The sequence below is a fragment of the Sulfuricurvum sp. genome, assembly GCF_030691015.1.
Taxonomy (GTDB): domain Bacteria; phylum Campylobacterota; class Campylobacteria; order Campylobacterales; family Sulfurimonadaceae; genus Sulfuricurvum.
In genome coordinates this window covers 94,075-117,212 of sequence record NZ_JAUYFF010000001.1, presented here as the reverse complement: position 1 = coordinate 117,212, position 23,138 = coordinate 94,075, and the positions used below count along the sequence as shown (strand labels likewise).

Annotated in this window: 26 protein-coding genes; 18 read left to right on the top strand and 8 right to left on the bottom strand. The window is 44.9% G+C overall.

Going from position 1 to position 23,138, the window contains the following annotated elements:
* Window positions 1-37: 37 nt before the first annotated feature.
* Window positions 38-2,614, top strand: coding sequence for an ATP-dependent Clp protease ATP-binding subunit (locus tag Q8O20_RS00590; protein ID WP_305529572.1), 2,577 nt, complete (start codon window positions 38-40; stop codon window positions 2,612-2,614).
* Window positions 2,615-2,622: 8 nt separating this feature from the next.
* A complete protein-coding gene (locus tag Q8O20_RS00585; protein WP_305529571.1) occupies window positions 2,623-2,976 on the top strand; it encodes a hypothetical protein in 354 nt (117 codons plus the stop codon).
* Here the strand turns inward: Q8O20_RS00585 and Q8O20_RS00580 are convergent.
* Complete coding sequence (locus tag Q8O20_RS00580) at window positions 2,973-3,497, bottom strand: hypothetical protein (RefSeq protein ID WP_305529570.1); 525 nt, start codon at window positions 3,495-3,497, stop codon at window positions 2,973-2,975. The genes Q8O20_RS00585 and Q8O20_RS00580 overlap by 4 nt on opposite strands.
* A gap of 143 nt (window positions 3,498-3,640) precedes the next feature.
* Here Q8O20_RS00580 and rpmH point away from each other — a divergent pair, with 143 nt between their 5' ends.
* Genes rpmH through ruvX form a run of 7 tightly spaced genes read left to right on the top strand, consistent with a single transcriptional unit; the run spans window position 3,641 to window position 8,585 of the window.
* A complete protein-coding gene (gene rpmH, locus Q8O20_RS00575; RefSeq protein WP_013459438.1) occupies window positions 3,641-3,775 on the top strand; it encodes a 50S ribosomal protein L34 in 135 nt (44 codons plus the stop codon).
* A gap of 11 nt (window positions 3,776-3,786) precedes the next feature.
* The gene (gene rnpA, locus Q8O20_RS00570; protein ID WP_305529569.1) at window positions 3,787-4,131 is read left to right on the top strand and encodes a ribonuclease P protein component; all 345 of its coding nucleotides are present in this window, start codon (window positions 3,787-3,789) and stop codon (window positions 4,129-4,131) included.
* Window positions 4,109-4,441, top strand: a complete 333-nt coding sequence (gene yidD, locus Q8O20_RS00565; protein ID WP_304740916.1) for a membrane protein insertion efficiency factor YidD — start codon at window positions 4,109-4,111, stop codon at window positions 4,439-4,441. Before rnpA ends, yidD begins: the two co-directional genes overlap by 23 nt.
* Window positions 4,435-6,045, top strand: a complete 1,611-nt coding sequence (gene yidC, locus Q8O20_RS00560) for a membrane protein insertase YidC (protein WP_304740918.1) — start codon at window positions 4,435-4,437, stop codon at window positions 6,043-6,045. The genes yidD and yidC overlap by 7 nt, the downstream gene beginning before the upstream one ends.
* A complete protein-coding gene (locus Q8O20_RS00555; protein ID WP_304740920.1) occupies window positions 6,032-6,853 on the top strand; it encodes a Jag N-terminal domain-containing protein in 822 nt (273 codons plus the stop codon). Before yidC ends, Q8O20_RS00555 begins: the two co-directional genes overlap by 14 nt.
* A complete protein-coding gene (gene mnmE, locus Q8O20_RS00550) occupies window positions 6,847-8,196 on the top strand; it encodes a tRNA uridine-5-carboxymethylaminomethyl(34) synthesis GTPase MnmE (RefSeq protein ID WP_305530026.1) in 1,350 nt (449 codons plus the stop codon). The genes Q8O20_RS00555 and mnmE overlap by 7 nt, the downstream gene beginning before the upstream one ends.
* Window positions 8,196-8,585, top strand: coding sequence for a Holliday junction resolvase RuvX (gene ruvX / locus Q8O20_RS00545; protein WP_305530025.1), 390 nt, complete (start codon window positions 8,196-8,198; stop codon window positions 8,583-8,585). The genes mnmE and ruvX overlap by 1 nt, the downstream gene beginning before the upstream one ends.
* Here the strand turns inward: ruvX and Q8O20_RS00540 are convergent.
* A complete protein-coding gene (locus Q8O20_RS00540; RefSeq protein WP_305529568.1) occupies window positions 8,562-9,203 on the bottom strand; it encodes a hypothetical protein in 642 nt (213 codons plus the stop codon). The two genes, ruvX and Q8O20_RS00540, sit on opposite strands and share 24 nt — an antisense overlap.
* A 165-nt stretch (window positions 9,204-9,368) precedes the next feature.
* Here Q8O20_RS00540 and ilvC point away from each other — a divergent pair, with 165 nt between their 5' ends.
* From ilvC to recQ, 4 genes are all read left to right on the top strand, one after another.
* Complete coding sequence (gene ilvC / locus Q8O20_RS00535; RefSeq protein ID WP_304740927.1) at window positions 9,369-10,391, top strand: ketol-acid reductoisomerase; 1,023 nt, start codon at window positions 9,369-9,371, stop codon at window positions 10,389-10,391.
* Between the two features lie 58 nt (window positions 10,392-10,449).
* Entirely contained in the window at window positions 10,450-11,484 is a 1,035-nt protein-coding gene (locus tag Q8O20_RS00530) for a divergent polysaccharide deacetylase family protein (RefSeq protein WP_305529567.1), read from the top strand.
* 73 nt (window positions 11,485-11,557) lie between these two features.
* Window positions 11,558-12,334 carry a DNA-processing protein DprA gene (locus Q8O20_RS00525; RefSeq protein ID WP_305529566.1) on the top strand — a complete coding sequence of 259 codons (777 nt, stop codon included), beginning with the start codon at window positions 11,558-11,560 and terminating at the stop codon, window positions 12,332-12,334.
* 31 nt (window positions 12,335-12,365) lie between these two features.
* Window positions 12,366-14,195 (top strand): DNA helicase RecQ, encoded by a 1,830-nt coding sequence (gene recQ / locus Q8O20_RS00520; protein WP_305529565.1) that lies wholly within the window; start codon window positions 12,366-12,368, stop codon window positions 14,193-14,195.
* On the opposite strand, the gene Q8O20_RS00515 is transcribed toward recQ, so the two are convergent.
* From Q8O20_RS00515 to hemW, 6 genes are read right to left on the bottom strand one after another with little or no spacing between them, the layout of a single operon-like run.
* Window positions 14,192-14,506, bottom strand: a complete 315-nt coding sequence (locus Q8O20_RS00515; protein WP_305529564.1) for a sulfite:cytochrome C oxidoreductase subunit B — start codon at window positions 14,504-14,506, stop codon at window positions 14,192-14,194. The genes recQ and Q8O20_RS00515 overlap by 4 nt on opposite strands.
* A 9-nt stretch (window positions 14,507-14,515) precedes the next feature.
* A complete protein-coding gene (locus tag Q8O20_RS00510; RefSeq protein ID WP_305529563.1) occupies window positions 14,516-15,736 on the bottom strand; it encodes a molybdopterin-dependent oxidoreductase in 1,221 nt (406 codons plus the stop codon).
* A 51-nt stretch (window positions 15,737-15,787) separates the two neighbouring features.
* Window positions 15,788-16,810 (bottom strand): tRNA preQ1(34) S-adenosylmethionine ribosyltransferase-isomerase QueA, encoded by a 1,023-nt coding sequence (queA, locus tag Q8O20_RS00505; RefSeq protein WP_305529562.1) that lies wholly within the window; start codon window positions 16,808-16,810, stop codon window positions 15,788-15,790.
* Entirely contained in the window at window positions 16,803-17,585 is a 783-nt protein-coding gene (tatC, locus tag Q8O20_RS00500; protein WP_304739808.1) for a twin-arginine translocase subunit TatC, read from the bottom strand. The genes queA and tatC overlap by 8 nt, the downstream gene beginning before the upstream one ends.
* Window positions 17,585-17,980, bottom strand: coding sequence for a Sec-independent protein translocase protein TatB (tatB, locus tag Q8O20_RS00495; protein ID WP_304739806.1), 396 nt, complete (start codon window positions 17,978-17,980; stop codon window positions 17,585-17,587). Before tatB ends, tatC begins: the two co-directional genes overlap by 1 nt.
* 56 nt (window positions 17,981-18,036) lie before the next feature.
* A complete protein-coding gene (gene hemW, locus Q8O20_RS00490) occupies window positions 18,037-19,098 on the bottom strand; it encodes a radical SAM family heme chaperone HemW (protein ID WP_305529561.1) in 1,062 nt (353 codons plus the stop codon).
* Window positions 19,099-19,167: 69 nt separating this feature from the next.
* Between hemW and Q8O20_RS00485 the strand changes: the two genes are divergently transcribed.
* From Q8O20_RS00485 to folP, 5 genes are read left to right on the top strand one after another with little or no spacing between them, the layout of a single operon-like run.
* Complete coding sequence (locus tag Q8O20_RS00485) at window positions 19,168-19,638, top strand: RNA pyrophosphohydrolase (RefSeq protein ID WP_304739802.1); 471 nt, start codon at window positions 19,168-19,170, stop codon at window positions 19,636-19,638.
* On the top strand, window positions 19,638-20,849 hold the full coding sequence (locus Q8O20_RS00480; protein ID WP_305529560.1) for an aspartate kinase: 1,212 nt from the start codon (window positions 19,638-19,640) through the stop codon (window positions 20,847-20,849). Before Q8O20_RS00485 ends, Q8O20_RS00480 begins: the two co-directional genes overlap by 1 nt.
* On the top strand, window positions 20,850-21,398 hold the full coding sequence (locus tag Q8O20_RS00475) for a HobA family DNA replication regulator (RefSeq protein WP_304739798.1): 549 nt from the start codon (window positions 20,850-20,852) through the stop codon (window positions 21,396-21,398).
* On the top strand, window positions 21,385-22,008 hold the full coding sequence (locus Q8O20_RS00470) for a DNA polymerase III subunit delta' (RefSeq protein WP_305529559.1): 624 nt from the start codon (window positions 21,385-21,387) through the stop codon (window positions 22,006-22,008). Before Q8O20_RS00475 ends, Q8O20_RS00470 begins: the two co-directional genes overlap by 14 nt.
* Window positions 21,998-23,137 (top strand): dihydropteroate synthase, encoded by a 1,140-nt coding sequence (gene folP, locus Q8O20_RS00465; protein ID WP_305529558.1) that lies wholly within the window; start codon window positions 21,998-22,000, stop codon window positions 23,135-23,137. The genes Q8O20_RS00470 and folP overlap by 11 nt, the downstream gene beginning before the upstream one ends.
* Window position 23,138 lies beyond the last annotated feature (1 nt).

Here is a 23,138-nt window from a genome sequence, read left to right as displayed (position 1 = left end):
ATTATAATTCTTGTAACTTACTAATAAGGATTTAAAGATGAAAAAAATATTTGAAAAATTAACCCATCAAATGACCGAGATGATCGAGTCGTCGATCTCATTGGCCCTGCACAATAAAAACAGCGAGGTCGAATCGATCCATTTTTTATGGGCATTGCTTGCCAACAGTAATTCTCCGCTCAATCAAGCATTGGTCAAAATGAATATCGATAAAACGGCAATTGAACTCGATGTTAAAAGTGCTGCAAGTAAACCAGCCACTTCGTCCAGTGTGACGAAAGAAAATATCCGACTCTCAAAACAGTTTATTCACGCACTTGAACGCGGTTCTGCTGAGATGGCGGTCAACGGGGATCAATTTATCGCTATCGATACTTTTTTAATGGGAAATTTAAACCATTCCCCCTTTAAAGAGATACTTGAAAGATATGTGAATGTGTTTGAATTGCGTAAAACGTTTGAAGCGATGCGCTCAGGTCAAAAGATTGAGTCACAAACGGATGATGAAAATCTCGAATCACTTTCCAAATACGGTATCGATTTAACGCGTGAAGCGATAGAGGGGAAACTCTCTCCGGTCATCGGTCGAGATGAAGAAATTTCTCGTATGATGCAAATTCTCATCCGTAAGACAAAAAATAATCCAATCCTTTTAGGAGAACCTGGGGTCGGGAAAACAGCACTTGTTGAGGGGTTGGCACAACGGATCGTTAATAAAGAGGTTCCGCTTAGTTTGCAGAACAAACGGGTTATTACCCTTGATATGAGTGCATTGATTGCAGGGGCAAAATACCGCGGGGAGTTCGAAGATCGCCTGAAAGCGGTCATCGATGAGGTGAAAAAAAATGCGAATGTCATCCTCTTTATCGATGAGATTCACACGATCGTAGGGGCGGGTGCGTCTGAGGGTTCTATGGATGCTGCCAACATCCTCAAACCCGCACTTGCGCGGGGTGAGTTGCATACAATCGGGGCAACAACACTCAAAGAGTACCGTAAATACTTCGAAAAAGATGCGGCGCTTCAACGCCGTTTCCAACCGGTCAATGTGGATGAGCCGAGTGTCAATCAGTCGTTACAAATTTTGCGTGGACTGAAAGAGCGTCTTGAAGCACATCATAACGTCACGATTACCGATTCGGCGCTTGTAGCGGCGGCAAAACTCTCGGATCGCTACATCAATGATCGTTTCCTCCCCGACAAAGCGATCGATTTGATTGATGAAGCCGCAGCTGAGTTAAAAATGCAGATTGAGTCCGAGCCGAATGCCCTTGCCTCCGTTAAACGCCGTCAAACGAACCTTAACGTTGAACAAGAGGCACTCAAGATGGAAGAGAGCGTCGCCAACACCAAACGACTTGAAGAGATTCAAAAAGAGCTTGCCGATGTGAGTGAAGAGCGTCGAAGTCTCGATGCGCAGTTCTCGCATGAAAAAGAGGTGTTTAACTCTATGGCGAAACTCAAAGGGGAGCTTGAATCGAAGCGGCGTGAAGCGGAATCGGCGAAACAAAATGCTGATTTTAACAAAGCGGCAGAGATCGAATACGGTCAAATCCCGAAACTTTTTGAAGAAGAAAAGGTGCTTCAAGAGAAGTGGAAAAATATGATGGCAGCGGGGACACTTCTCAAAAACAGTGTTGATGAAGCGTCGATTGCGGGGATTGTGAGTCGATGGACAAAAATTCCGGTCAACAAAATGCTCCAAAGCGAAAAAGAGAAAATCCTTCATATCGAGGATGAATTGAACCGTGATGTGGTGGGACAGGAGCGTGCCACCCATGCGGTAGCCCGTGCGATTAAGCGTAATAAAGCGGGACTCTCCGATAAAAGCCGTCCTATCGGATCATTCTTGTTCCTAGGGCCTACGGGGGTCGGGAAAACACAGACGGCTAAAACGTTGGCGAAATTTCTTTTCGACAGCAGCGAATCAATGATCCGTATCGATATGTCGGAGTACATGGAAAAACATGCCGTCTCGCGTCTCGTAGGTGCCCCTCCTGGGTATGTGGGGTATGATGAGGGGGGACAGCTTACCGAGGCGGTGCGTCGTAAGCCATACAGCGTTATCTTGTTTGATGAGGTTGAGAAAGCCCATCCCGATGTCTTTAACGTCTTGTTGCAGGTGCTTGATGATGGACGTCTGACTGATAACAAAGGGGTAGTCGTCGATTTCACCAATACGATCATCATCTTGACCTCCAACATCGCCAGTGACAAGATTATGGCGCATCACGGCGACCCTAAACTAGAAGAGATGGTACTCGGGGAACTCAAACAACACTTTAAACCGGAGTTTTTGAACCGTTTGGATGATGTGGTGGTCTTTAATCCGTTGGGAGAAGCGCAAATACTCAGTATCGTCGATCTCTTCTTTAGAGACATTGCGGCAAAAGTGGTAGAGCGTGACATTACCCTCACCCTAAGCGATGCGGCAAAACGGTATATTGCGAGTGCGGGATTTGATCCTGTTTATGGGGCGCGTCCACTTAAACGGGCACTCTATGAGATCGTAGAAGATCGTTTGGCTGATTTGATCCTCGGCGGAGAAGTGGAAGAGGGCGCATCCGTTGCCTTTGATGCTGTTGGAGATGAGATTACCGTTTCTGTGGCATAATTCACGCCATGAAAATAATTGCCTTACTCTTTGTACTATTATTACAGCTTTTGGGGTGTACGGGGGATTGTATGACCTGTCATCCCGCACTCCTTAAAAATATCGATAATGATCACCGTCATAAACCGATGATGACGTGCATACAATGTCACAGTGCTAATCCTTCTAAAATGGCCGATTGCGGCAGTGATTGTTTTGCGTGTCATCCGATTGCAAAGATTGAGAGTGCGCGGGTGGCAGAGCATACGGTTATTCGTGAATGCCGTGATTGTCACATGAAACTCAAAACTACATTAGAACTGAGTAATACCCCGAAAGGGCAGTCTGTTATGCCGACGTTGCGAGATTTTTTAAAGCCTTAAGCGTATAGGGGTTCAAAAAGTTTATCAAACCCGTCGATGATTTTTTGCATCAACTTTTGAGCTTCTTCGATCATTTTATCCATAGGTTTTGTCTCTTTAACGGCATTGTCAAATAGATCAACTACCCCTTGTTTGGCATGATTTTTGACGTTTTCATCACTATTCTTGAGGTTTCCGATTAGTTTAGTGACATCCGAAGCGATCTTATTGATCGGGGAGGTTTGATTCTCTTCTTCGAGTTCTTTCATAAATTTATCGATGTACGGCTGCGCTTTTTCCATAAAGGCATTGATCTCTTTTTGATCTTGTTCGCTGATACCGTTGCTGTCGAGATTGAAGGAAAATGCCTGCATGGAAGAGAAAGAAAACGATTGTTCTTTGCTATTGGACGTCGTTTTTTCATTCAGCGAAAGGGACTGCTCATTTTCAAAGTTTAGAGAGAGTGTATCCCCTGAACTGGTTTTCATTTGAATATTGAGCTCATGAGAGCGGTACGCATCGAAAGAGGTTGAGGTTGTCATACTATAACCTTTATAGGGTTGATTCTTAGTGAGTATATCGGCACTATTCGAGATTATTTTAACAAGCTTTTATGAAACTTAACCCTTCTTTAAGTAAGAATTGTCTATTATTGCGTGCTAAAAATTTCTAAAGGGAATGGCTTATGAAAAGAACATACCAACCGCATAATACGCCACGTAAACGTACCCACGGTTTCCGTGCACGTATGGCGACAAAAAACGGCCGTCGAGTATTGAACGCTCGTCGTGCTAAGGGTAGAAAACGATTGGCTGTCTAAATAGCTTCTCGATGCTAAAGCTCCATAGTGAGTTTCAGCGTGTTTATCAACGCGGGAAAAATGCGCACAGCACTTCCATCGCGTTGTTTTATCTCCCCTTAAAGGGAGAAAAAAAAGTTGGATATACGGCCAGTAAAAAAGTTGGAAATGCAGTAGTGAGAAATCGATGTAAAAGACGTCTTCGGGCTCTTTTTAATGAGTTCTCACCCAATGCACAAGACGGATGGTACGTTTTTGTCGCCAAGAAAGGGTTATTTGACAACCCTTTCGATACAGTGCGACGCGACTGCAAATATGTTTTAAAACGGACGGGTGCCATGGCTGGAGTAGGTGATGATAAGAATCTTCTTTCTTAAGCTCCTGTGGCTTTATCGGCACTCTTTCTCTTTGGTGACACGCGGTGCGTGTCGTCACTATCCCTCATGCTCCGAATATGCTCTGTGGCAATTTGAGCGCAACACCCTCACTCGTGCATTTTATTCCACATTTTTACGAATTTTACGGTGCAATCAACTTTTTTCCGGCGGTATTGATTATCCGATTATCAACAAACCGATGTTAAAACCCTCCGAACTCTCCATAAATACGATAAAATACTGGTTTGTTCCATATCAACAGAATTATTTTCTGATTAAAAATTTTAAGTTTAAAGGGTCCCAGTGCTAGAAAAGTTTACTCCCAATCAACGGCTCCTCGTTGCTGTTGCTTTATCTTTTGTCTTTTTCATAGGTTATACGACACTATTTCCTCCGCAAGCTCCGAACGCTGAAGAGAACACCACTACGGTATCAACTACGAATGAAGTTGCTATTCAACCGACTGTTGCAGCGGCTCAAACAGAGAGTAACGCTTCGGCTGTTTCCGATATTAAAACCGTTACGACCGATACGCTCACCACCGTATCAGCTAAAGAATTTACGTTAAAAATTGATACCCTCGGGCGGGTCTCTTCGGTCATTTTAAGTAATGCAAAACATAACGGTAAAGACGGGAAACTCTCAGAACTGATCGCATCTACCGGAGCGAAACCGCTTCAAATCCGTTTTGCGGATGAAGCGCTCAATCAAGCGGCGGCAAAAACTCCGTATACAACAAATGCTACAAACATCGCTTTAGGCGAAAACGGCAAATCGACCATTGTATTGAGTCAGAATCTCCCGGAATTGACGGTGACGAAAACGTTGACATTTTATGCTGACGGTCATTATGATGCGAAAGTGGCTCTCTCTACTGAAAAACGCTACTCTCTCTACTTAGGGCAACATCCTGAAATCATTGAACAAATGATGACGGTTGTGGGGGGAATGGTCTATTCCGGCGATAACCTCACCACTATTTTTGAAGACGGCGATGTTGAGGGGCGCTCATTGTTTAGTGACGTTCATCTCGTCTCTGCATTTGACCAATATTACGCCACTATTTTTTATGGGTTTGACAAAGCAACTCAAGTCACAGTCGAACGTGATGTGAACAACAACCCTGTCACCTATTTGGAAGGGGCGAATAACTTTACGTTCAACGGATACATTGGACCAAAAGAGTACAAAACCCTTGAATCGATCAATCCTGTTCTTGTCAATGCGATTGAATTCGGATGGTTTACATTCGTAGCAGCTCCTATTTTCAAAATCTTGATGTGGTTGCATGGCCTTTTAGGTAACTGGGGCTGGTCAATTATCGGTTTGACGGTTCTTATCCGTGTTTTCCTCTACCCTTTGACCCACAAAGGGATGGTCTCTATGCAAAAGATCAAAGACATTGCCCCTCGTATCAAAGAGGTACAGGAGAAATACAAAGGCGATCCTGCACGGATGAATGCCGCTGTTATGGAAATGTATAAAAAACACGGTGCCAATCCGTTGGGCGGATGTTTACCGTTGATCCTTCAAATACCTGTGTTCTTTGCCATTTACCGTGTACTTTTGAATGCGGTTGAACTCCAAGGGGCTCCATGGTTATTATGGATTACCGACCTTTCACGTATGGACCCGTATTACATCCTCCCTATTTTGATGGGTGCGACAATGTACTATCAGCAAAAGATCACTCCGAGCAACTTTACCGATCCGTTGCAGGAAAAAATCTTTAAATTTTTACCGGTTATCTTTACGTTCTTCTTCTTCACATTCCCGGCTGGGTTGGTGTTGTACTGGTTCGTCAATAACCTTTTCTCAATTGCGCAGCAATATCTCGTAAACAAACAATTCGAAGCGGCTCGTGCTGTACGTCACGAAGCTCATCTTGCGGAAAAGCATCATGAAAAAGATTGAAGCACCAACACTAGAACAAGCGTACGCACAAGCGGCCGCAGAGTTCGGATGTTCTGTTACCGCGCTTCAAGTCGAGATCGTTCAATTCCCTTCCAAAGGGGTCTTGGGTCTTTTTAAAAAATCGGCGATTATTGTTGCAAATCTCCCCCACTCTGCGGGAGTATCAACGGCAGTCGAAGTCGTCAAAGAGTCGGTTGTTGTAGAAGAACCTGCGGTTGAAGAAGAGATTGAAACAGCTTCCGTATATGTTGAGCCTGAAGAGTTGGTATTGGGCGATGAATTTTACGAACAAGCCGATGATTTTGAAGAAGAGGGGGAGATGGAAGGGGACTTCTATCAGCTCTCAGCCCAAGAGTGTGCCGATGAAGTGAAAGAGCAGATTAACATCCTCTTTAAAGATATCTGTTTTGATATCAATGCTGTCGATGTCAGTGTCTATGATGAAAACACGCTCCTTGTCGAGTTCACCGGTGCCGATGCGGCATTGATGATCGGAAAAGAGGGATATCGTTACAAAGCACTCTCGTATATGCTCTTCAACTGGATCAATGCAGTGTATGGAATGCAGCTCCGTTTGGAAATTGCGGAATTCTTAAAAAATCAAGAAGAGTCTATTTCTCGCTACTTGATCAATGTTTGTGATGTTATCGATCAAGATGGACGTGCGCAAACCAAAGTGTTGGATGGTGTATTGGTCCAAATTGCCCTCAAACAACTAAGAGATCGATATCCGGATCGTTATGTGGCTATCCGCTCTACCCGTGATGGCGGTAAGTTTATCATCATCAACAGTTACCACGAATATTGATGAACGACACCATTGCCGCTATTGCCACCGCAAACGGTGTCGGTTCTATTTCGATTCTCCGTCTTAGCGGAGATCGTTCTCTCTCTATCGCTTTAAAACTTACCAAAAAAAGCCAACTTCAACCCCGCTATGCAACTTTAACCTCTTTGCATCATAACGACGGTACATTAATCGATGAAGCGATCGTGATCTATTTCCAAGCACCGCGCAGTTTTACCGGCGAAGAGGTCGTGGAGTTTCAATGTCACGGCGGGTATGTTGTGGCTGAATCACTATTATGTGCTGTTTTATCCGAGGGGGCGCGTTTAGCCGAACCGGGAGAGTTTAGCAAACGTGCCTTTTTAAACGGTCGCTTAGATTTGACTCAAGCCGAAGCAACCGCCGCACTCATCGAAGCTAAAAGTGACGATGCCGCACGGATACTAGCGCGTCAGATGAAGGGTGAATTGCGCGGATATATCGAGGGTATCCGAGATGCGCTTCTTGAAATATTGGCGTACTCTGAAGTGGTGATCGATTATGCCGAAGAGGATTTGCCTCAAGACGTTGTAGATCAGATCGAAGTCAAACTCGCAAACATCAAACATACCCTCTCTCGTACACTCGAATCGAGCCGCAGACGTTCAGGTTTAATGCAGGGATTTCGTGTCGCCATTATCGGCAAACCCAATGTCGGGAAAAGCTCTCTTTTAAATGCGCTTCTCGATTATGAGCGTGCCATCGTCAGCGACATTGCAGGGACGACTCGTGACACGATCGAAGAGCAGGTACGTATCGGTACCCATCTGATCCGTCTGGTCGATACGGCGGGGATACGGAACGCTCACGATGAGATTGAGCGGATCGGGATCGAACGCTCTATTTCGGCGATAGAAAATGCCGATGTGGTCATCGTATTGTTTGACTCTTCACGTGAGATTGATGGAGAAGACCGTGCCATTATCGATCTAATCGAGCGGTACCGCGAAGAGAAACCTTTTATCTGTGTATTGAACAAATCGGATTTACAAGAATCGTTTGATATTGCGGCGATAGAGGGTTATACCCCTATTCGCTTGAGCTGTAAACAAGAGATGCAATCTCTCATCGATGTTCTGAGTTCTCTAATGGATTATGAAAATGACGGCGAGGAGATGATGCTCATCTCGCAACGTCAGATCAGTGCGACCGAAAAAGCCGTTAGATCGATTGATGATGCTAACGAGCCGCTTCGAGATGGTGAACTGGAGTTTTTTTCGTTTCATATCAATGCAGCCATCCGCTCCGTTGCCTCAATTAGCCGCCCGTATGAACTTGATGAGATGTTTGACAAGATGTTCGGCCAGTTTTGTCTGGGGAAATGATGGGAACTATTATCGCGATTGATTTAGGACTAAAACGGATAGGACTGGCACTCAGTGCAGGTGCGGGAATCGTGACTCCGCTTCCGGCGGTAGAACGTAAAAATAGAAATCAAGCCGCCAACGATGTCAAAAAAGTGTTGAACGAATACGAAGCAACTACGGTTGTGGTCGGTATCCCGATGGGAAGCACGACAGAGGATGAGATGCGCCGACGTGCTGCGCACTTTATGAATCTCGTCGAATTCGCAGGGGAGATCGCCTACCAAGACGAATCCCACAGCTCCCAAGAAGCCGAAGCACTGATGAAGGGGGAAATCCGCTACAAACGCGACGGTCGGATCGACTCCCTCTCGGCTAAGATTATTTTAGAGCGGTATCTTAAAATATAACGCCGCTTCCTCTTCATCATCGGTGAGGGTGGCAAAATCGTCATCGTTTTCAAGTTTATCTTTTATGCTTGCGACACAATAGTCAAATCCAATTTCTCTCGCACTTTCTATGTCAAACACAAATCCTAATCCGCTGAACTGATACGGCTCCTCTTGCTCGATGCAGAGCAAAATCCCCTCACATTTTTCTTCGAATTGCTCTACGATTTCCCGATAACCGACATTAAATTCGGTAGCGTGCCATCCCATATCTTCTAATACTTTATCGGAAAATTCGGCGATTCCATCTCCTGTCGTATCATCGTACAAAGCCCGTTTCTGATTGTAGCCGATGATACTCTGCCACGCACCGGAAGCTTTGATAAGGAGTCGATCCTCATCTTCTACAATACGGTAATCTTTTCCGAGCATTTCTGAAATAGGTCGGGATAAATTTGTAGCAAGGGGAGACAAGGGGGGAATTGAACCCTCATAAATTGCGATAAGATCAGGTTCAAACGGCTCAAAGACGATTTTGCCGTCATAACGAACGGCGAACCGTTTTGCCGAGTTGGCGGCACGTAAAAAATCATCTTTGGCAACGATAATGATCTCTTTAAAAAGGTTGAATTTTTTCATGCAAAGTGCCTCTTTTTTTGGGTGAATTGTAGCATGGGATCGTTGTAACATCCTTAGCAGAGTATTTAGCATAAGGATATAAGGGTGCGCTAATTTATTTTTATGCAAAAGTGGGGTATAATTCGCCAAATTTTAAGCCTATGAGCTTACTCTAAGGATACCTGTATGGCATTGAGCGTCTACTACGATAAAGATTGTAATATCGAATTAATCAAAAGCAAAAAAGTGGCAATGATCGGTTTTGGATCACAAGGTCATGCACACGCGGAAAACCTTCGCGACAGCGGTGTCGAAGTAGTTATCGGTCTTCGCAAAGAGGGTAGCTCATGGGGTAAAGCGGAAGCTAAAGGCTTCAAAGTGTTGACGGTTGCAGAAGCTTCCGCTTATGCTGATGTGGTAATGATCCTTCTTCCGGATGAGAACCAAGCGGAAATCTATAAAAATGAAATCGCTCCTAACCTTAAATCAGGAGCTACTATCGCATTCGGTCACGGGTTCAGTATTCATTACGGACGTATCAAGCCAGCCGCTGATATCAACGTAACCATGATCGCTCCTAAAGCTCCGGGTCACACCGTACGTTCTGAGTTCGTTCGCGGCGGCGGGATTCCTGACTTGATCGCTGTTGGACAAAATCCTAGCGGTACAACCAAAGAATTGGCGCTTTCATACGCATCGGCTATCGGTGGCGGACGTACAGCGATCATTGAAACTACGTTTAAAGATGAAACAGAAACCGACCTTTTCGGAGAACAAGCGGTTCTTTGCGGCGGTGCGGCTTCACTCGTACAAGCAGGATTCGAAACATTGACAGAAGCGGGTTACGCTCCTGAATTGGCATACTTCGAGTGTCTTCACGAGCTTAAACTTATCGTTGACTTGATGTTCGAGGGCGGAATCGCTGATATGCGTTATTCTATCTCTAACACAGCGGAATACGGCGACTACGTCAGCGGTAAACGTGTTATCAATGCAGAATCAAAAGCGGCAATGAAAGAGATTCTCAAAGAGATCCAAGACGGCCGTTTTGCAAAAGATTTCATCCTTGAAGGTCAAGCGGGTTATCCTCGTATGAATGCTGAGCGTACAAACGCTCGTGCCTCTTTGATCGAGCAAACGGGTGTTAAATTACGCTCTATGATGCCGTGGATTTCTAAAAACAAAATCGTTAACCAAGCTACAAACTAATTCCCCTTTTCAGAGCGCGAAGCTCTGAAAACTTCTACAGAAAGAGGTTCCTTCTTTTATGAAAAAACAGCCTCTTTATCAAAAATATCTCTCTTTAAAATATATCGGATGGGGACTCTTCGGCCTCGTAATTTTTCTCAGTGCACTCTTAATCGGTTATTTTATCGGATTTAATCAGGTGGAAGATGAACTTGTACGTGAGCGGGTACAAACTCAGCATCTGGTAAAACAAATCGAACAAATTGCAGCTATTGATGAGTATTCAGCGATCCCTTCAAAAACCAAAGAAGCGGCCTATGACAGTGAAATAAAACGTCTTCAAAAAGAGCTTCAAGCACTATTGGAGCAAGAACACAGACGTGAGCCGCTGAAGCCTCAGCATGAATATGCACCGAAAGAGCCAAAAGCATCGCCCCCTCCGGCGGCAGTGCGTCCAAAACGACTCGATGGGACTCAGCCGAAACTGGTGATCATAATCGATGATGTCTCATATAGTCGGGATGTGAGAGCCATTCAATCAACCGGATTACCGTTGGTGATGTCTTTTTTGCCTCCTAGTCCAAGGCATTCTGAATCGGCACAATTGGCACAGCGGCAAAACCGATATATGGTCCATCTCCCCCTTGAAGCGATTGATTTTAATGATGAAGAACCCTTTACCCTCCATGTCGGTGATTCGGAAGAGACGATCGGAAAACGGATTATTGCCCTTAAACAGCTTTTCCCCAATGTCCGTTATGTGAACAATCATACCGGATCAAAATTTACGGGGGATAGCGATTCGATGGAAAAATTAATCCGTGTCCTCAAAAAAGAGGGGATACAATTCGTAGACAGTCGTACTATAGGCAAAACTAAAGTACCGGAAGTCTCCACTTCGTTAGGAATGCGCTACATCGGGCGGGATGTATTTCTCGATCATCAAGACGGTGTCCGTAATGTCAAGCGGCAAATTAAAGAGGCGATAGAAAAAGCAAAACATCATGGAACGGCTATCGCAATCGGTCATCCGCGCCCTGACACGATACAAGCACTTATAGAGTCAAAAGAACTCCTCAGCGAAGTTCAACTGGTAGGAATTGAGCAAATCTGACAATTTGACATAGTTTTTAGCTTTTTTGAAACTATCTGATATTGTTGTGCATATTAAGATTAAAAGAGTATCTATGCACAACACTCTTCCCTTTATTGTTCCCGAACTCTCATCTATGAAGCGATACCCTGAGGAACTTTATTATCGGGGTAATGTAGAATTATTGCACCGTCCGAAAATTTCAATAGTGGGAACCCGTCGCCCAAATCCTTATACACGTGCGATGACACTGGAACTTTCACGAAAATTATCTCACTCAGGAATAGTGATAATCAGCGGTGCGGCGGCAGGTGTTGATGCCATAGCCCATCACGGAGCCGGTGCCGAAAATACGGTTGCAATTCTACCTAGCGGTATTGATGTACGCTATCCTGCTGCTAATGCAAAGCTCATAGAGGCGATTGAAAACCAAGGACTGACACTAACGCCATTTGAGGCTGGATTCGGTGCACGGGAGTGGAGTTTTGTCGTCCGCAATGAGATCGTTGTGGCACTGGGAGATGCATTGATCGTAACCGAAGCTGATATCGGAAGCGGGAGTATGCGCAGTGTGGAGTACGCATTGGCAATGGAAAAACCGATATACGTTCTCCCCCATCGTCTTCATGAAAGTACGGCAACTCGGCTGCTTTTGAGAGAGGGGAAAGCGAGTGCGATTGACGATATCGATTCGTTTGTTGCCCATATAAGTCAAAAAGGTAAAAATAGGTGTGAAGATACCCCTTTTATAGCTTTTTGCCGCAACAATCCGACGTATGAAGAGGCAATGGGACACTTTCCAAGTGAGATATTTGAAGCGGAGTTAAGCGGAATCATTGAAGTGAGAAACGGAAGAGTAGCGGTAGTGTGAAATAAATAAAAACCAATGAAAGAGTCTTATAATGAGTATCATCACGGAGGATAGTCGTCTACACGCAACACTGAAAGAGGTGTTCGGGTTTAGTGCATTTAGAGAACATCAAGAGTTAGCGGTTCGAAGTATAATCGAAAACAAAGATACCCTTATGCTCCTTCCAACGGGAGGGGGAAAATCGCTTTGTTATCAACTTCCTGCCATTATAAAAGAGGGGGTAACCGTCGTTGTCTCCCCACTATTGGCATTAATGTACGATCAAGTCTCCGCACTCAAAGTAATGGGTATTAAAGCCGAATCACTCTCCTCAATGCAAAGTGAAGCAGAGGTGCAACGTATTCACAAAGAGCTGATAGAACAAAAGATAAAGCTTTTGTATGTTTCACCGGAGAGAATGGCGACAAAAGGGTTCATCGAATTTTTACAGCACTTGAAAATCAATACTTTTGTTATTGATGAAGCGCACTGTATCAGTGAATGGGGACATGAGTTTAGAGATGATTATCGTAAACTCAGTTCCATACGCAGCACCTTTCCTCATGTTTGTATAGCTGCGTTTACTGCTACCGCAACACAAAAAGTTAAATCGGATATTATTAACCAACTCCATTTAAACGATCCGGTATTGATCAAAGCGGCTGCCTTTAGAAGCAATATTACGATTAGAGCTAAAAACCGAGAAGGAAACGGGCAAAAGCAGTTATTAGCACTTATTCGGCAAAAACAGGGAGAGAGCGGAATCGTCTATGCTTTTTCACGCAAAGAGACGGAAGAGGTATCCCGATTTTTAAATGCGAATGGGATTGTTTCGCGTGCGTATCATGCAGGGATGAGTACAGATGAGAGGACATCTGTTCACAAAGCGTTTATGGACGATACCCTTCAGGTTGTGGTTGCAACGGTGGCCTTCGGTATGGGGATTGATAAAAGCAATATTCGATTTGTCATTCACACCTCAATGCCAAAATCAATTGAAAACTACTATCAAGAGATCGGTCGTGCGGGGAGAGACGGGTTGGAAGCACAGACGCTATTGCTCTACTCTATGTCAGATGTGGTCAATCGAAAATCACTGATTGAAAAAAATGACGGAGGGAGTGAGTATAAACGTGTCGCATTGCAACAATTAAACGATTCCATCCGATTTGCGAGCGGAGAGGTGTGTCGTCATAAAGGGATAGCCGCGTATTTCGGCGATAAAATTGATGATTGTGTCGGGGTGTGTGATAACTGTCTTGAAGCGGGCAGTTTCCAGATCGTTGATATTTCCGTTGAGTCGCAAAAGTTTTTATCAGCTCTCCATAAAACGGGGCAAAGTTTCGGTACTCATTATGTTATTGACGTTCTAAGAGGATCAGAATCTCAAAAAGTTTTGAGTGCACAACACGATAAACTCAGCGTCTACGGCATCGGTCGTGATCGTACGAAACAAGAGTGGCTTAGTATCGCGAATCGACTTATAGAGATTGAGGCACTTTTTCAAGCTGATTACGGGGTGCTAAAAATTACTGAAAAAGGGGTTGCTATTTTAAAGGGGGAACAGAGGGTTACACTAAAAGAAACAACGCTTTACCCGCCAAAAGTAGTGATGAAATCGGAAACATCGCATAACAAAGAGATGCAAACTCCTGAGTTTGAAGCACTTAGAGGGGTGAGATCACACTTAGCATACGAGGAAAAGGTTCCGGCATATGTTATCTTTAGCGACAAAACCTTACTTGAAATGTCGCAAAAACTGCCAGAAACGAAAGAGGGGATGTTAGCGATTTCCGGTATCGGGGTAGTGAAATACGATAAATACGGTGAGCAGTTTTTGGATGTTTGCAGAGCATTATCGAAGGACAAGGCAGGGGTTTAATGCCCTGATGTTACCTCGTATCCATAGTGTTTTACGAGATAGTTGATAATGGTTTGTTGATCTTCTTTAGCGATAGGAGCTTTGAACTCATTTACCATTTTTTGGACGGTTCCTGTCCAGTACGGTCGGCTTTTTTTACCTTGGTTTAAGACATAACCCCATGAATGGCAGATGAGGCAGTATTGCTGTGCAATTTCGTCATGATCGCCTTTCACCATAGGGTAATCGACATACGGCATTTCGATAGGTTTAGCGACTTGAGCGAATGCGGATGATGCCAAAATGAGAGTAATTAGGAATAATTTTTTCATAGTAGAGCCTTAGACAATTTTAACGTTGACGCTGTCAACCGCGTTGTATTGGTATCCGCCCGCGTTCCAGCCGATTTCATTGACTTGCGGCTGAATGTTTCCGATACGATTAATAGCGCGAACCATGATGGTATATTCACCTTTGACTTTAGGTTCCCATTGGTAGATCCATGGACGATAGGCATATTTACCGTAATCTTTTTGAAGTTCGGTAGCACTCCAGCTTTTTCCTCCATCGGTGGAGATCATCACCTCTTTGATCCCTTTTCCCTGATCAAAAGCGACTCCGGTAACTTTGACGCGTGAGCCTTTTTTGATAACGGTATTGGGAGTCGGATAGCCGATGACCGATTTGACTTTCATTACGGCAATCGGTTTGCGTTTGTATTCGAAATCGCTTCCGGATACGACACATTCACAGTCGTTATCGGGGACGGTATAGGCAACGTCCATAAAGAAACTTTTGCGGTATTCATCCATCACCGTGATCTCTGAGAGCATTTTTACCCAGCTGTCCGAGAAGTGACCCGGAATGACGAGACGAAGCGGGAAACCGTTGAGATAAGGGAGGTCTTCACCGTTCATAGCATACGCGACCATCAATTCTCCGCTGAGGGCTTCATCAATCTCCATTTCTCGAAAGAATTTCGGTGTTTCCTCCATGGCAGGTTTTTCCAAGCCGTTAACGCCTACCCATCGAGCTGACCCTTTTACTCCGGCCATATGCAAAATGTCTTTGAGGCGAACACCTCTCCATACGGCACATCCCATAGCGCCATGTCCCCATTGAACCCCGTGCGTTGCGGGACCTGTCCCTGCAAAATATCTGCGGCTATTACCACCGCATTGGAGAACGGAGGTGATTTCAACGGGTTCAAATTTGCTTTTCAGATCATCGATACTGAGTAAAAGAGGTTTTTCAACAGACCCTTTGACCTCAAGACGAAATTCGTTGAGATCGATATACGTCGGGATATCAGGCATGTGCCATCGGACGAAAAACTGATCATTCGGGGTGATCGCCTGAGTGAAAATATCACGCGGTGATTCGAGAAGCGGTGGGCGATCTGAGATCACTTTAAGCGGTTTTTTCTCCGGAAATGCAATAACGGGAGGGGTAAAATCACTTGTGCTGGTGATGATTTTTTGAGGGGTCTCTTTCCCAATAAGGGTTGAAGCGCCCAAAATGAGGCCGGCGCCTAAAAAATTTCTGCGGTTAATGTTACTCATAGCGAATGCCTTAGAAAGGAATATCACTATTTTATCATAATTGGACGTAATTTAAAGTATAAGCATCGCATCACCGTAGGAGAAAAAGCGGTATTTTTCATCGATCGCCGATTGATAGATACGGTGTGTCTCGTCTAATCCGACGAAGGAAGCGACCAGCATCAAGAGGGTTGATTGGGGGAGATGGAAGTTGGTGAGGAGATGGTTGACCCGCATCGGGGGATTGTTCGGGTGTAAAAAAAGATTTGCCTCTCCGCGTACTTCTTGAGTACGGACATGGTATTCGACCGTACGGGTCGAGGTGGTTCCGATAGAGAGAAGCGGCATATCGCTATGGATAAGTTCTTGTGCTGATGAGCTGATGTCAAAATACTCTGAGTGCATCGGATGGTCTGTGATAATCTCAGCTTCGACGGGCTTAAAGGTTCCAGATCCGACATGGAGGGTGACAAAGGCGTGAGGATGGGAGGAACAAACGGCTTCAAAGAGTTCATCACTAAAATGAAGTGATGCAGTGGGTGCCGCAACTGCCCCCTCATAGTGGGCAAAGACGCTTTGGTATTCACGCTCATCCTCGGAGTTGTCCTCACGCCCCAGATACGGGGGAAGAGGAATATGGCCGACTTTCTCTAAAATGGGGAGAAGCTCTTCAAACCGAATCCGACACTCTCGAAGATAAAAGTTGACTTCCCTCGAACCGTCTTCATGCAAAGCGGTTACACAAGCTGTGAGATCGGCATCAAAAAGCAAAAGAGTGTTGATTTTGACGCGCCCTTTGATATAGACATTAATCGCATAGGCATCAAGGGGACGGTTGATGAGAAGTTCTATCGCACCGCCGCTCTCTTTTTTCCCGTATAGGCGAGCTTTAATTACCTTGGTATCATTGAAAATGATCCCGCAGTTTTGAGGGAGAAACGATTCGAGCGCGTCGAAACGGGCATGCGTGATGGTACTATCGGCTCGGTTGTAGACGAGGAGGCGGGCATGATCTCTGGGATGGATGGGGTGAGTCGCTATAAGCTCATCAGGGAGCTCATAGTGGTAACTGGCAGTGAGTAGAGGGTTAATCAATCGTCTCTTCTTCGTCTTCAGCCATATAGGCTTCTTCTTTCGGTGCCGGATTGACAGCACGGACGATCAAAATAGAGATACCGTATAAAAGAATCAACGGCAGTGCCATCAAGATTTGGGTAATAACGTCAGGAGGAGTTAAAACGGCCGCGATGATAAAGATTAAAACGATGGCATAGCGGAAAAATCCGATCATAGCCTTATCATCAATAAGTCCCAAAAGGGCAAGAAAATAGCAGATTACCGGAAGCTCGAAAGAGAGTCCGAATCCGAACATTATCTTTGTAAAAAATTCGACATAATCCTCGATATTGATCATCGGAACGAAAGAGGCACTTCCAAAGGCAATGAGATAGCTAAAACCAAAAGGGGTAACGACATAATAAGCAAATGCCGCCCCCATAGCGAACATGAGTGTTCCCCCTACAACAAAAGGGATAAGCATTTTTTTCTCATTGGCATACAGTCCTGGAGCGATGAAAAGCCAGAATTGGGTAAGTATGACAGGGAGGGCAACGAGAAGTCCTGCAAAAAAAGAGACTTTCATAGCAACAAAAAAAGTTCCTCCGAGCTGAGTAGTCGTGATCATACCCTCAGCGGCTTTGGTGGAGACTTTGGCAACGGAAGCGATTGCTTCAGCCAGAGGTGCGGTCACCCACGCCAAGAGGGCTTCGTGAAAGTTAAACATGACAAAAAACATGATGATAACGGCAGCGACACTGATACCGAGCCGTTTACGGAGTTCGGCTAAATGGGGTTTTAAATCTTCAAACATCAGGCATTCTCTTCTACGGGTTTAGTCTCTTTTGGTTTTGGAGCAAAAGTGATCACTTCAGGCTCTTTCGGTGCGGAGGGAGCAGGAGGAGGGATATCGAGATTGATCTCATTTTTAAGGACATTGAGCTCACTGCCGATTTCCGTAACATTGGTCATTCTCTCTAGCTCCGCGCTTGCATCGGTAAGTTCTTTTTTATAATTGAGTGCCTCTTCTTTCATTTCAGAGAATTTCATCTCCTCTTCAAGCGTTGCACGAGCACTGTTGACCGTCCCTTTGACACTACGGAAAAATTTAGCGATCTCTACCATCGTGGATGGGAGTTTATCGGGTCCTAAAAATAAAATAGCGATAATAATGATGAGAAATATTTCGCCTATACCCATTCCAAACATGCAAGCTGCCTATATATGTAATTTTTGATTAAGTGAGGATTTTAGCAAAATAAAGTTTAAAACCCTTCTACTCTAAGAGCGATTTCATCCGCAAGCAAAAAATCAGTGTTAAAATAGCGTCCTTCACGGTGCTGAAGCATCCCCTCACGCATGAGAAGTTCTGCCTGAAGTTTTTGATTCTTATTCAATTCCTCTTCATCGACTCCGACACAACTGCGAAATCCTAAAAAAAGCTTTTCACTTTTTGCTGCGGCTGTCTCTATTCGTTCTTCGTGAATTTGTAGGGGATGGGAAATATAATATTCCACATCTTTTGAGGGATAAAGGCGATTCTCCTTTAAAAAACCGACCGCACCTGCACCCAATCCTATATACTCCTTATATTCCCAATACCCAAGGTTATGACGCGAACGGTATTTTCCGAAATTTGATATTTCGTATTGCTCGTACCCTTTTGTAGTGATTTCACGAAAGATCCACCGTGTGAGTTCTAGCTCTTCTTCGGCAATTTCAGGAGTTTTTTCAAAAGCTGTCTCCTCTTCGATCGTTAATGCGTAAAGGCTGATATGATCGATCGGTAGGGTAAACGCTTGATCAAGATCAGCTTTTAAAAGAGCTCGGGTGTCCCCTTGTACCCCATAAATCAAATCGATGCTGAGGTGTCGGTAACCTATGGCTGCGGCAGTTCGGATTGCTTCGAGGGCGTGCTGCGTATGATGGGCGCGTCCGAGTAATTTCAGTTTTTCATTATTAAAGCTCTGGACCCCGAAGCTGAGGCGGTTAACCCCAAGTTCAAACATCCCCTCCAACCACGTTCGGGTGGCACTGTTGGGGTTGGCTTCAGAGGTAATCTCAGCCCCTTTAGTTAAATAAGGGTCTATCATCTCAAAAATAGGCCTATAGAGTGATGCTTCAACGGTAGAGGGGGTACCTCCGCCGATAAATACAGTTTCGATAGGATTGTCACGACTAACATTGAAACGGAGAAGCTCGGCTTCAAGCTGTATCAAGAGGGCATTCATATACGCTTCGCGCAGTGAGAATTTATCAACATAAGAATTAAACGCACAGTAGGAGCATTTGCTATCGCAAAAAGGGATGTGAATGTATAAAAGCATATGGGATTATAGTATTTTTAATAGCGAATAGTTTACAATACCCCTCCAAAATAGACTAAAAGATGGTGAATGACCGAAAAAAAGTTCTACCGACCGAATGTGGCGGCGATTATTGTCTCTCACGAGTATCCTGAGATTAAAGATGTTTTTATCGCCGAGCGGAGTGATTTGGATGGGGTGTGGCAGTTTCCTCAAGGGGGGATTGATGAGGGTGAATCGAGCGAAGAAGCCCTATTTCGCGAACTCGGTGAAGAGATCGGTACCAAAAAGGTAGAGATTATTGCCGAGTATCCCGATTGGATCGCGTACGATTTCCCCTCCCATGTCGCAGCCAAAATGGCTCCCTATGCCGGGCAAAAACAGCGCTATTATCTCGTACGTCTAAAAAAGGGAGCGGTTATCAATTTAGAGACCAAACACCCTGAGTTTAAAGCGTATCGATTTGTTAATAGTGATGAATTGCTCACCCATGTCGCCCATTTTAAAAAACCGGTTTACGAACGTGTCATCTCCCATTTTAGAACCAAGGGGTACCTGTAATGCTAATTGTTCAAAAATTCGGCGGAACCAGCGTCGGTGATTTGGAGCGAATCCAAAATGTCGCCAATCGAGTCTCGCAAACACTTAAAGAGGGACATCAAGTCGTCGTCGTCGTATCGGCTATGAGCGGTGAAACCAATAAGCTAATCGCCTATGCGGAGCATTACACCTCTTCTCCCGAACGTAGTGAAGTCGATATGCTTCTAAGTTCAGGTGAGCGTGTAACGGCCGCACTTCTCTCTATCGCCCTTAATGCGATGGGTCACAGTGCGACCTCTATGAGCGGTCGTCGTGCGGGAATCGTAACGGACAGTATCCACACGAAAGCGCGGATTGAGAGCATTGATCCTAGTGCAATGCATGCAGAACTTGCTAATGGCAAAGTTATTGTTGTTGCAGGATTCCAAGGGGTGAGCGAGAGCGGTCAAGTAACCACGCTAGGTCGCGGAGGCTCAGACCTCTCTGCCGTTGCACTTGCGGGAGCCTTGAGCGCCGATTTATGTGAAATTTATACCGATGTTGACGGTATCTATACGACCGATCCCCGTATTGAACCTAAAGCGAAGAAAATGGATCGTATCAGCTATGATGAGATGTTGGAACTCGCATCCCTTGGAGCCAAAGTACTCCAGAATCGCTCTGTTGAGCTTGCTAAAAAACTAAACGTTAACCTCGTAACCCGTTCCAGCTTTACCAATGCTGAGGGGACACTTATTACAAAGGAAGAGAATATTATGGAAAAACCACTTGTTAGCGGAATCGCACTCGATAAAAACCAAGCACGCGTATCACTCAGCGGAGTGATCGATCGCCCCGGAATTGCTTCGGATATCTTTACCCGTTTGGCCGATAACAGTGTAAATATTGATATGATTATTCAAACTTCTGGGCATGACGGTAAAACGAACCTCGATTTCACGGTCCCTAAAACCGAATTGCTTGATGCAAAAAAAGTCGTTGAGACCTTTATCGCAGCCGATGAGATCAGTGAATCATCGTACGATGAAAATATTTGTAAAGTCTCCATCGTCGGTGTCGGGATGAAATCCCATACGGGTGTTGCCGCTAAAGCGTTTCAAACGATGGCGCACGAGAATATCAACATTATGATGATCTCTACCTCTGAGATTAAAGTATCGATGGTGATCGATGAAAAATACGCGGAGCTTTCCGTCCGCTCACTCCACAGCGCGTACGCATTGGATCAATAAGTGCGCCAATTTGATCAATGGACATTAGAATCGATTCGCTCCGAAGGGGCATCGATGAGCTGGTTCGAAGAGCAGCGTTTCGAATGGACCCCCGCAATCGCTAATGCCATGGATCAGATGATGGGGGGAAAAACGGTTGTCCTGATTACTGATCATGACCGCAAATGGTTAGCCCACTATATTACGTTATCGCTCAATAAACGTTCTCAAGATCGTCCGATGATCCCTATCGTCTGTATCGACTCTCTTTATCCCCATTATGAGTATATCAGCGGCGGAGAGTCGATTGATATGCTCAGTGATATGCTTGATATTGCTTTTAAGGGAGATTATTTGTTTTGGTATGTGGGGCGGGGAGATGATCGCCGTGCCGATATCGCAAAACGTAATGCCAATTCTCTGTTATGGATTATGGATGAGCGGTTTCAAAATGCTTTAGTGCTTCGCTCCCACGACCCTCTCATCGATATTAAACTGCTGCAACTCTACCGTCTGTTTGACAAAACACTTAGTGCAGTGTTGTTCGGGGAGATTAATGTTCGCGAATGAGAGGGGTGGAATTCTCATCACCGCTCAGGTGGAAGAGCGCGCACGAGAGATTGAAGAGTCCCGACGGCCGCTACGCTGTGTTACCTTTATTCGGGATGATTTTAAAATCGAAGATGCCAAAGAGGTCATAGGTGAAGCGTATAAAAGTGAAGAGAATACGAAAACACTGATTCTCGGAGCCAAAAGCTTTACGGTTCCGGCACAAAATGCCCTCCTTAAAATTCTCGAAGAACCTCCTAGAAACATTGTTTTTATCCTTCTAGCTCCCAACAAAAGCACCTTTCTCCCTACCGTTCGCTCACGTCTCAGTCTTACGCAAGAACATCATCAGCTCATTCATGAAGCACTTCCTGTAAGTTTGAAAAATCTTGATCTCTCGGGGCTTTTTGCCTTTGTAAAAGAGCATGAGCGTTTCAAAAAGCATGAAGCGAAGGGATTGATTGAGCAATTGATGTATCAGGCTATCCATGTGGAAAAACTTTCCCTCACGACACTACAACTTGAAGGATTTGAGAAAGCCCTACGTCTGATCGAACTTAATAGCCGATTTCAGAGTGTTTTGGTTATGGTGTTGATGAATTTTCTCAAAGAGGTTAAGCGTGGTCGTTGAAAAACTTTCCAATACCATTGATTTGCACCGTGAACTGAAATCTCTCGGTGTCGATGGGGGCGGTATCTCTATTTTGGAAGATAAAGCTCAGTTGCATCTGATCCGTATTCGTGATCTCCACGTGGGTGCCGCTAATATCCTCAAACAAGATGCCCTCAGTATCGGTGCCGATTTAGCGGTTCCCCGAGGAACGGTTACCGCATCGATTCCCCGTGTTGATGTAGTGCTGATCGCAACGGAGCGACAACTGCAAGCGTTGGTGAAAAAAGAGAAAGCCCAGCCGTTTGGACTGAAACAACTCTCGATCGAGTTGGAGAGTTTTTGCCATCTTAAACGTTATGACACTGTCTCAGTGATGGGCATTCTCAATGCCAATGATGACAGTTTTTACCATGCCAGCCGATTTCAAGGCTCTCACGCGATAAAGAGAATTGAGACGATGATCCGTGAGGGTGCCGGCATTATCGATATAGGGGGCGTATCGAGCCGTCCGGGAAGTGTGAGAGTCAGTGCCGAAGAGGAACTTTTACGCGTGGCACCTATCATCGATGCGTTGTATGAACAGCGCCTCTATGAGAAGACAAAACTAAGTCTAGACAGTTATGAACCCAGTGTCATCCATTATGCCCTAGAGAGAGGATTTCATATTATCAATGATATTACGGGATTGGCAAACGATGAGGTCGCACGCCTCTGCGGCAGTTACGGCGCAACGGCCGTGATTATGCATATGCAAGGGACTCCCGATACTATGCAGGAAAACCCGAGTTATTCTTCGGTTATCAGCGATGTAGAGAATTTTTTTCGTGAGCGTATCGAAAAAGGGGAGACTTTCGGTATCAAAGATATGATTCTCGATTGCGGGATCGGTTTCGGGAAGCGTACGGAAGAAAATTGTGCCTTAATCGCCCACCAAACCCATTTTTTACGATTAGGTAAAAAACTCCTTGTCGGAGCAAGCCGTAAATCGATGATCAATGCCATTTCTCCCTCAGAGAGTGATGAGCGTTTGGCGGGAACGTTGGCTATTCATCTCAAAGCGATAGAGCAGGGTGCTACGATTATTCGTGCCCACGATGTGAAAGAACATGTACAGGCGATAAACGTCTGGAAAGCGTTGAGAGGATAAG

Coding starts and splice junctions, on each gene's coding strand:
- Q8O20_RS00590 (WP_305529572.1), top strand. CDS start 38: ATGAAAAAAATATTTGAAAAATTAACCCATCAAATGACCGAGATGATC.
- Q8O20_RS00585 (WP_305529571.1), top strand. CDS start 2,623: ATGAAAATAATTGCCTTACTCTTTGTACTATTATTACAGCTTTTGGGG.
- Q8O20_RS00580 (WP_305529570.1), bottom strand. CDS start 3,497: ATGACAACCTCAACCTCTTTCGATGCGTACCGCTCTCATGAGCTCAAT.
- rpmH (WP_013459438.1), top strand. CDS start 3,641: ATGAAAAGAACATACCAACCGCATAATACGCCACGTAAACGTACCCAC.
- rnpA (WP_305529569.1), top strand. CDS start 3,787: ATGCTAAAGCTCCATAGTGAGTTTCAGCGTGTTTATCAACGCGGGAAA.
- yidD (WP_304740916.1), top strand. CDS start 4,109: ATGATAAGAATCTTCTTTCTTAAGCTCCTGTGGCTTTATCGGCACTCT.
- Q8O20_RS00555 (WP_304740920.1), top strand. CDS start 6,032: ATGAAAAAGATTGAAGCACCAACACTAGAACAAGCGTACGCACAAGCG.
- ruvX (WP_305530025.1), top strand. CDS start 8,196: ATGGGAACTATTATCGCGATTGATTTAGGACTAAAACGGATAGGACTG.
- Q8O20_RS00540 (WP_305529568.1), bottom strand. CDS start 9,203: ATGAAAAAATTCAACCTTTTTAAAGAGATCATTATCGTTGCCAAAGAT.
- ilvC (WP_304740927.1), top strand. CDS start 9,369: ATGGCATTGAGCGTCTACTACGATAAAGATTGTAATATCGAATTAATC.
- Q8O20_RS00530 (WP_305529567.1), top strand. CDS start 10,450: ATGAAAAAACAGCCTCTTTATCAAAAATATCTCTCTTTAAAATATATC.
- Q8O20_RS00525 (WP_305529566.1), top strand. CDS start 11,558: ATGCACAACACTCTTCCCTTTATTGTTCCCGAACTCTCATCTATGAAG.
- recQ (WP_305529565.1), top strand. CDS start 12,366: ATGAGTATCATCACGGAGGATAGTCGTCTACACGCAACACTGAAAGAG.
- Q8O20_RS00515 (WP_305529564.1), bottom strand. CDS start 14,506: ATGAAAAAATTATTCCTAATTACTCTCATTTTGGCATCATCCGCATTC.
- Q8O20_RS00510 (WP_305529563.1), bottom strand. CDS start 15,736: ATGAGTAACATTAACCGCAGAAATTTTTTAGGCGCCGGCCTCATTTTG.
- tatC (WP_304739808.1), bottom strand. CDS start 17,585: ATGTTTGAAGATTTAAAACCCCATTTAGCCGAACTCCGTAAACGGCTC.
- tatB (WP_304739806.1), bottom strand. CDS start 17,980: ATGTTTGGAATGGGTATAGGCGAAATATTTCTCATCATTATTATCGCT.
- hemW (WP_305529561.1), bottom strand. CDS start 19,098: ATGCTTTTATACATTCACATCCCTTTTTGCGATAGCAAATGCTCCTAC.
- Q8O20_RS00485 (WP_304739802.1), top strand. CDS start 19,168: ATGACCGAAAAAAAGTTCTACCGACCGAATGTGGCGGCGATTATTGTC.
- Q8O20_RS00480 (WP_305529560.1), top strand. CDS start 19,638: ATGCTAATTGTTCAAAAATTCGGCGGAACCAGCGTCGGTGATTTGGAG.
- Q8O20_RS00470 (WP_305529559.1), top strand. CDS start 21,385: ATGTTCGCGAATGAGAGGGGTGGAATTCTCATCACCGCTCAGGTGGAA.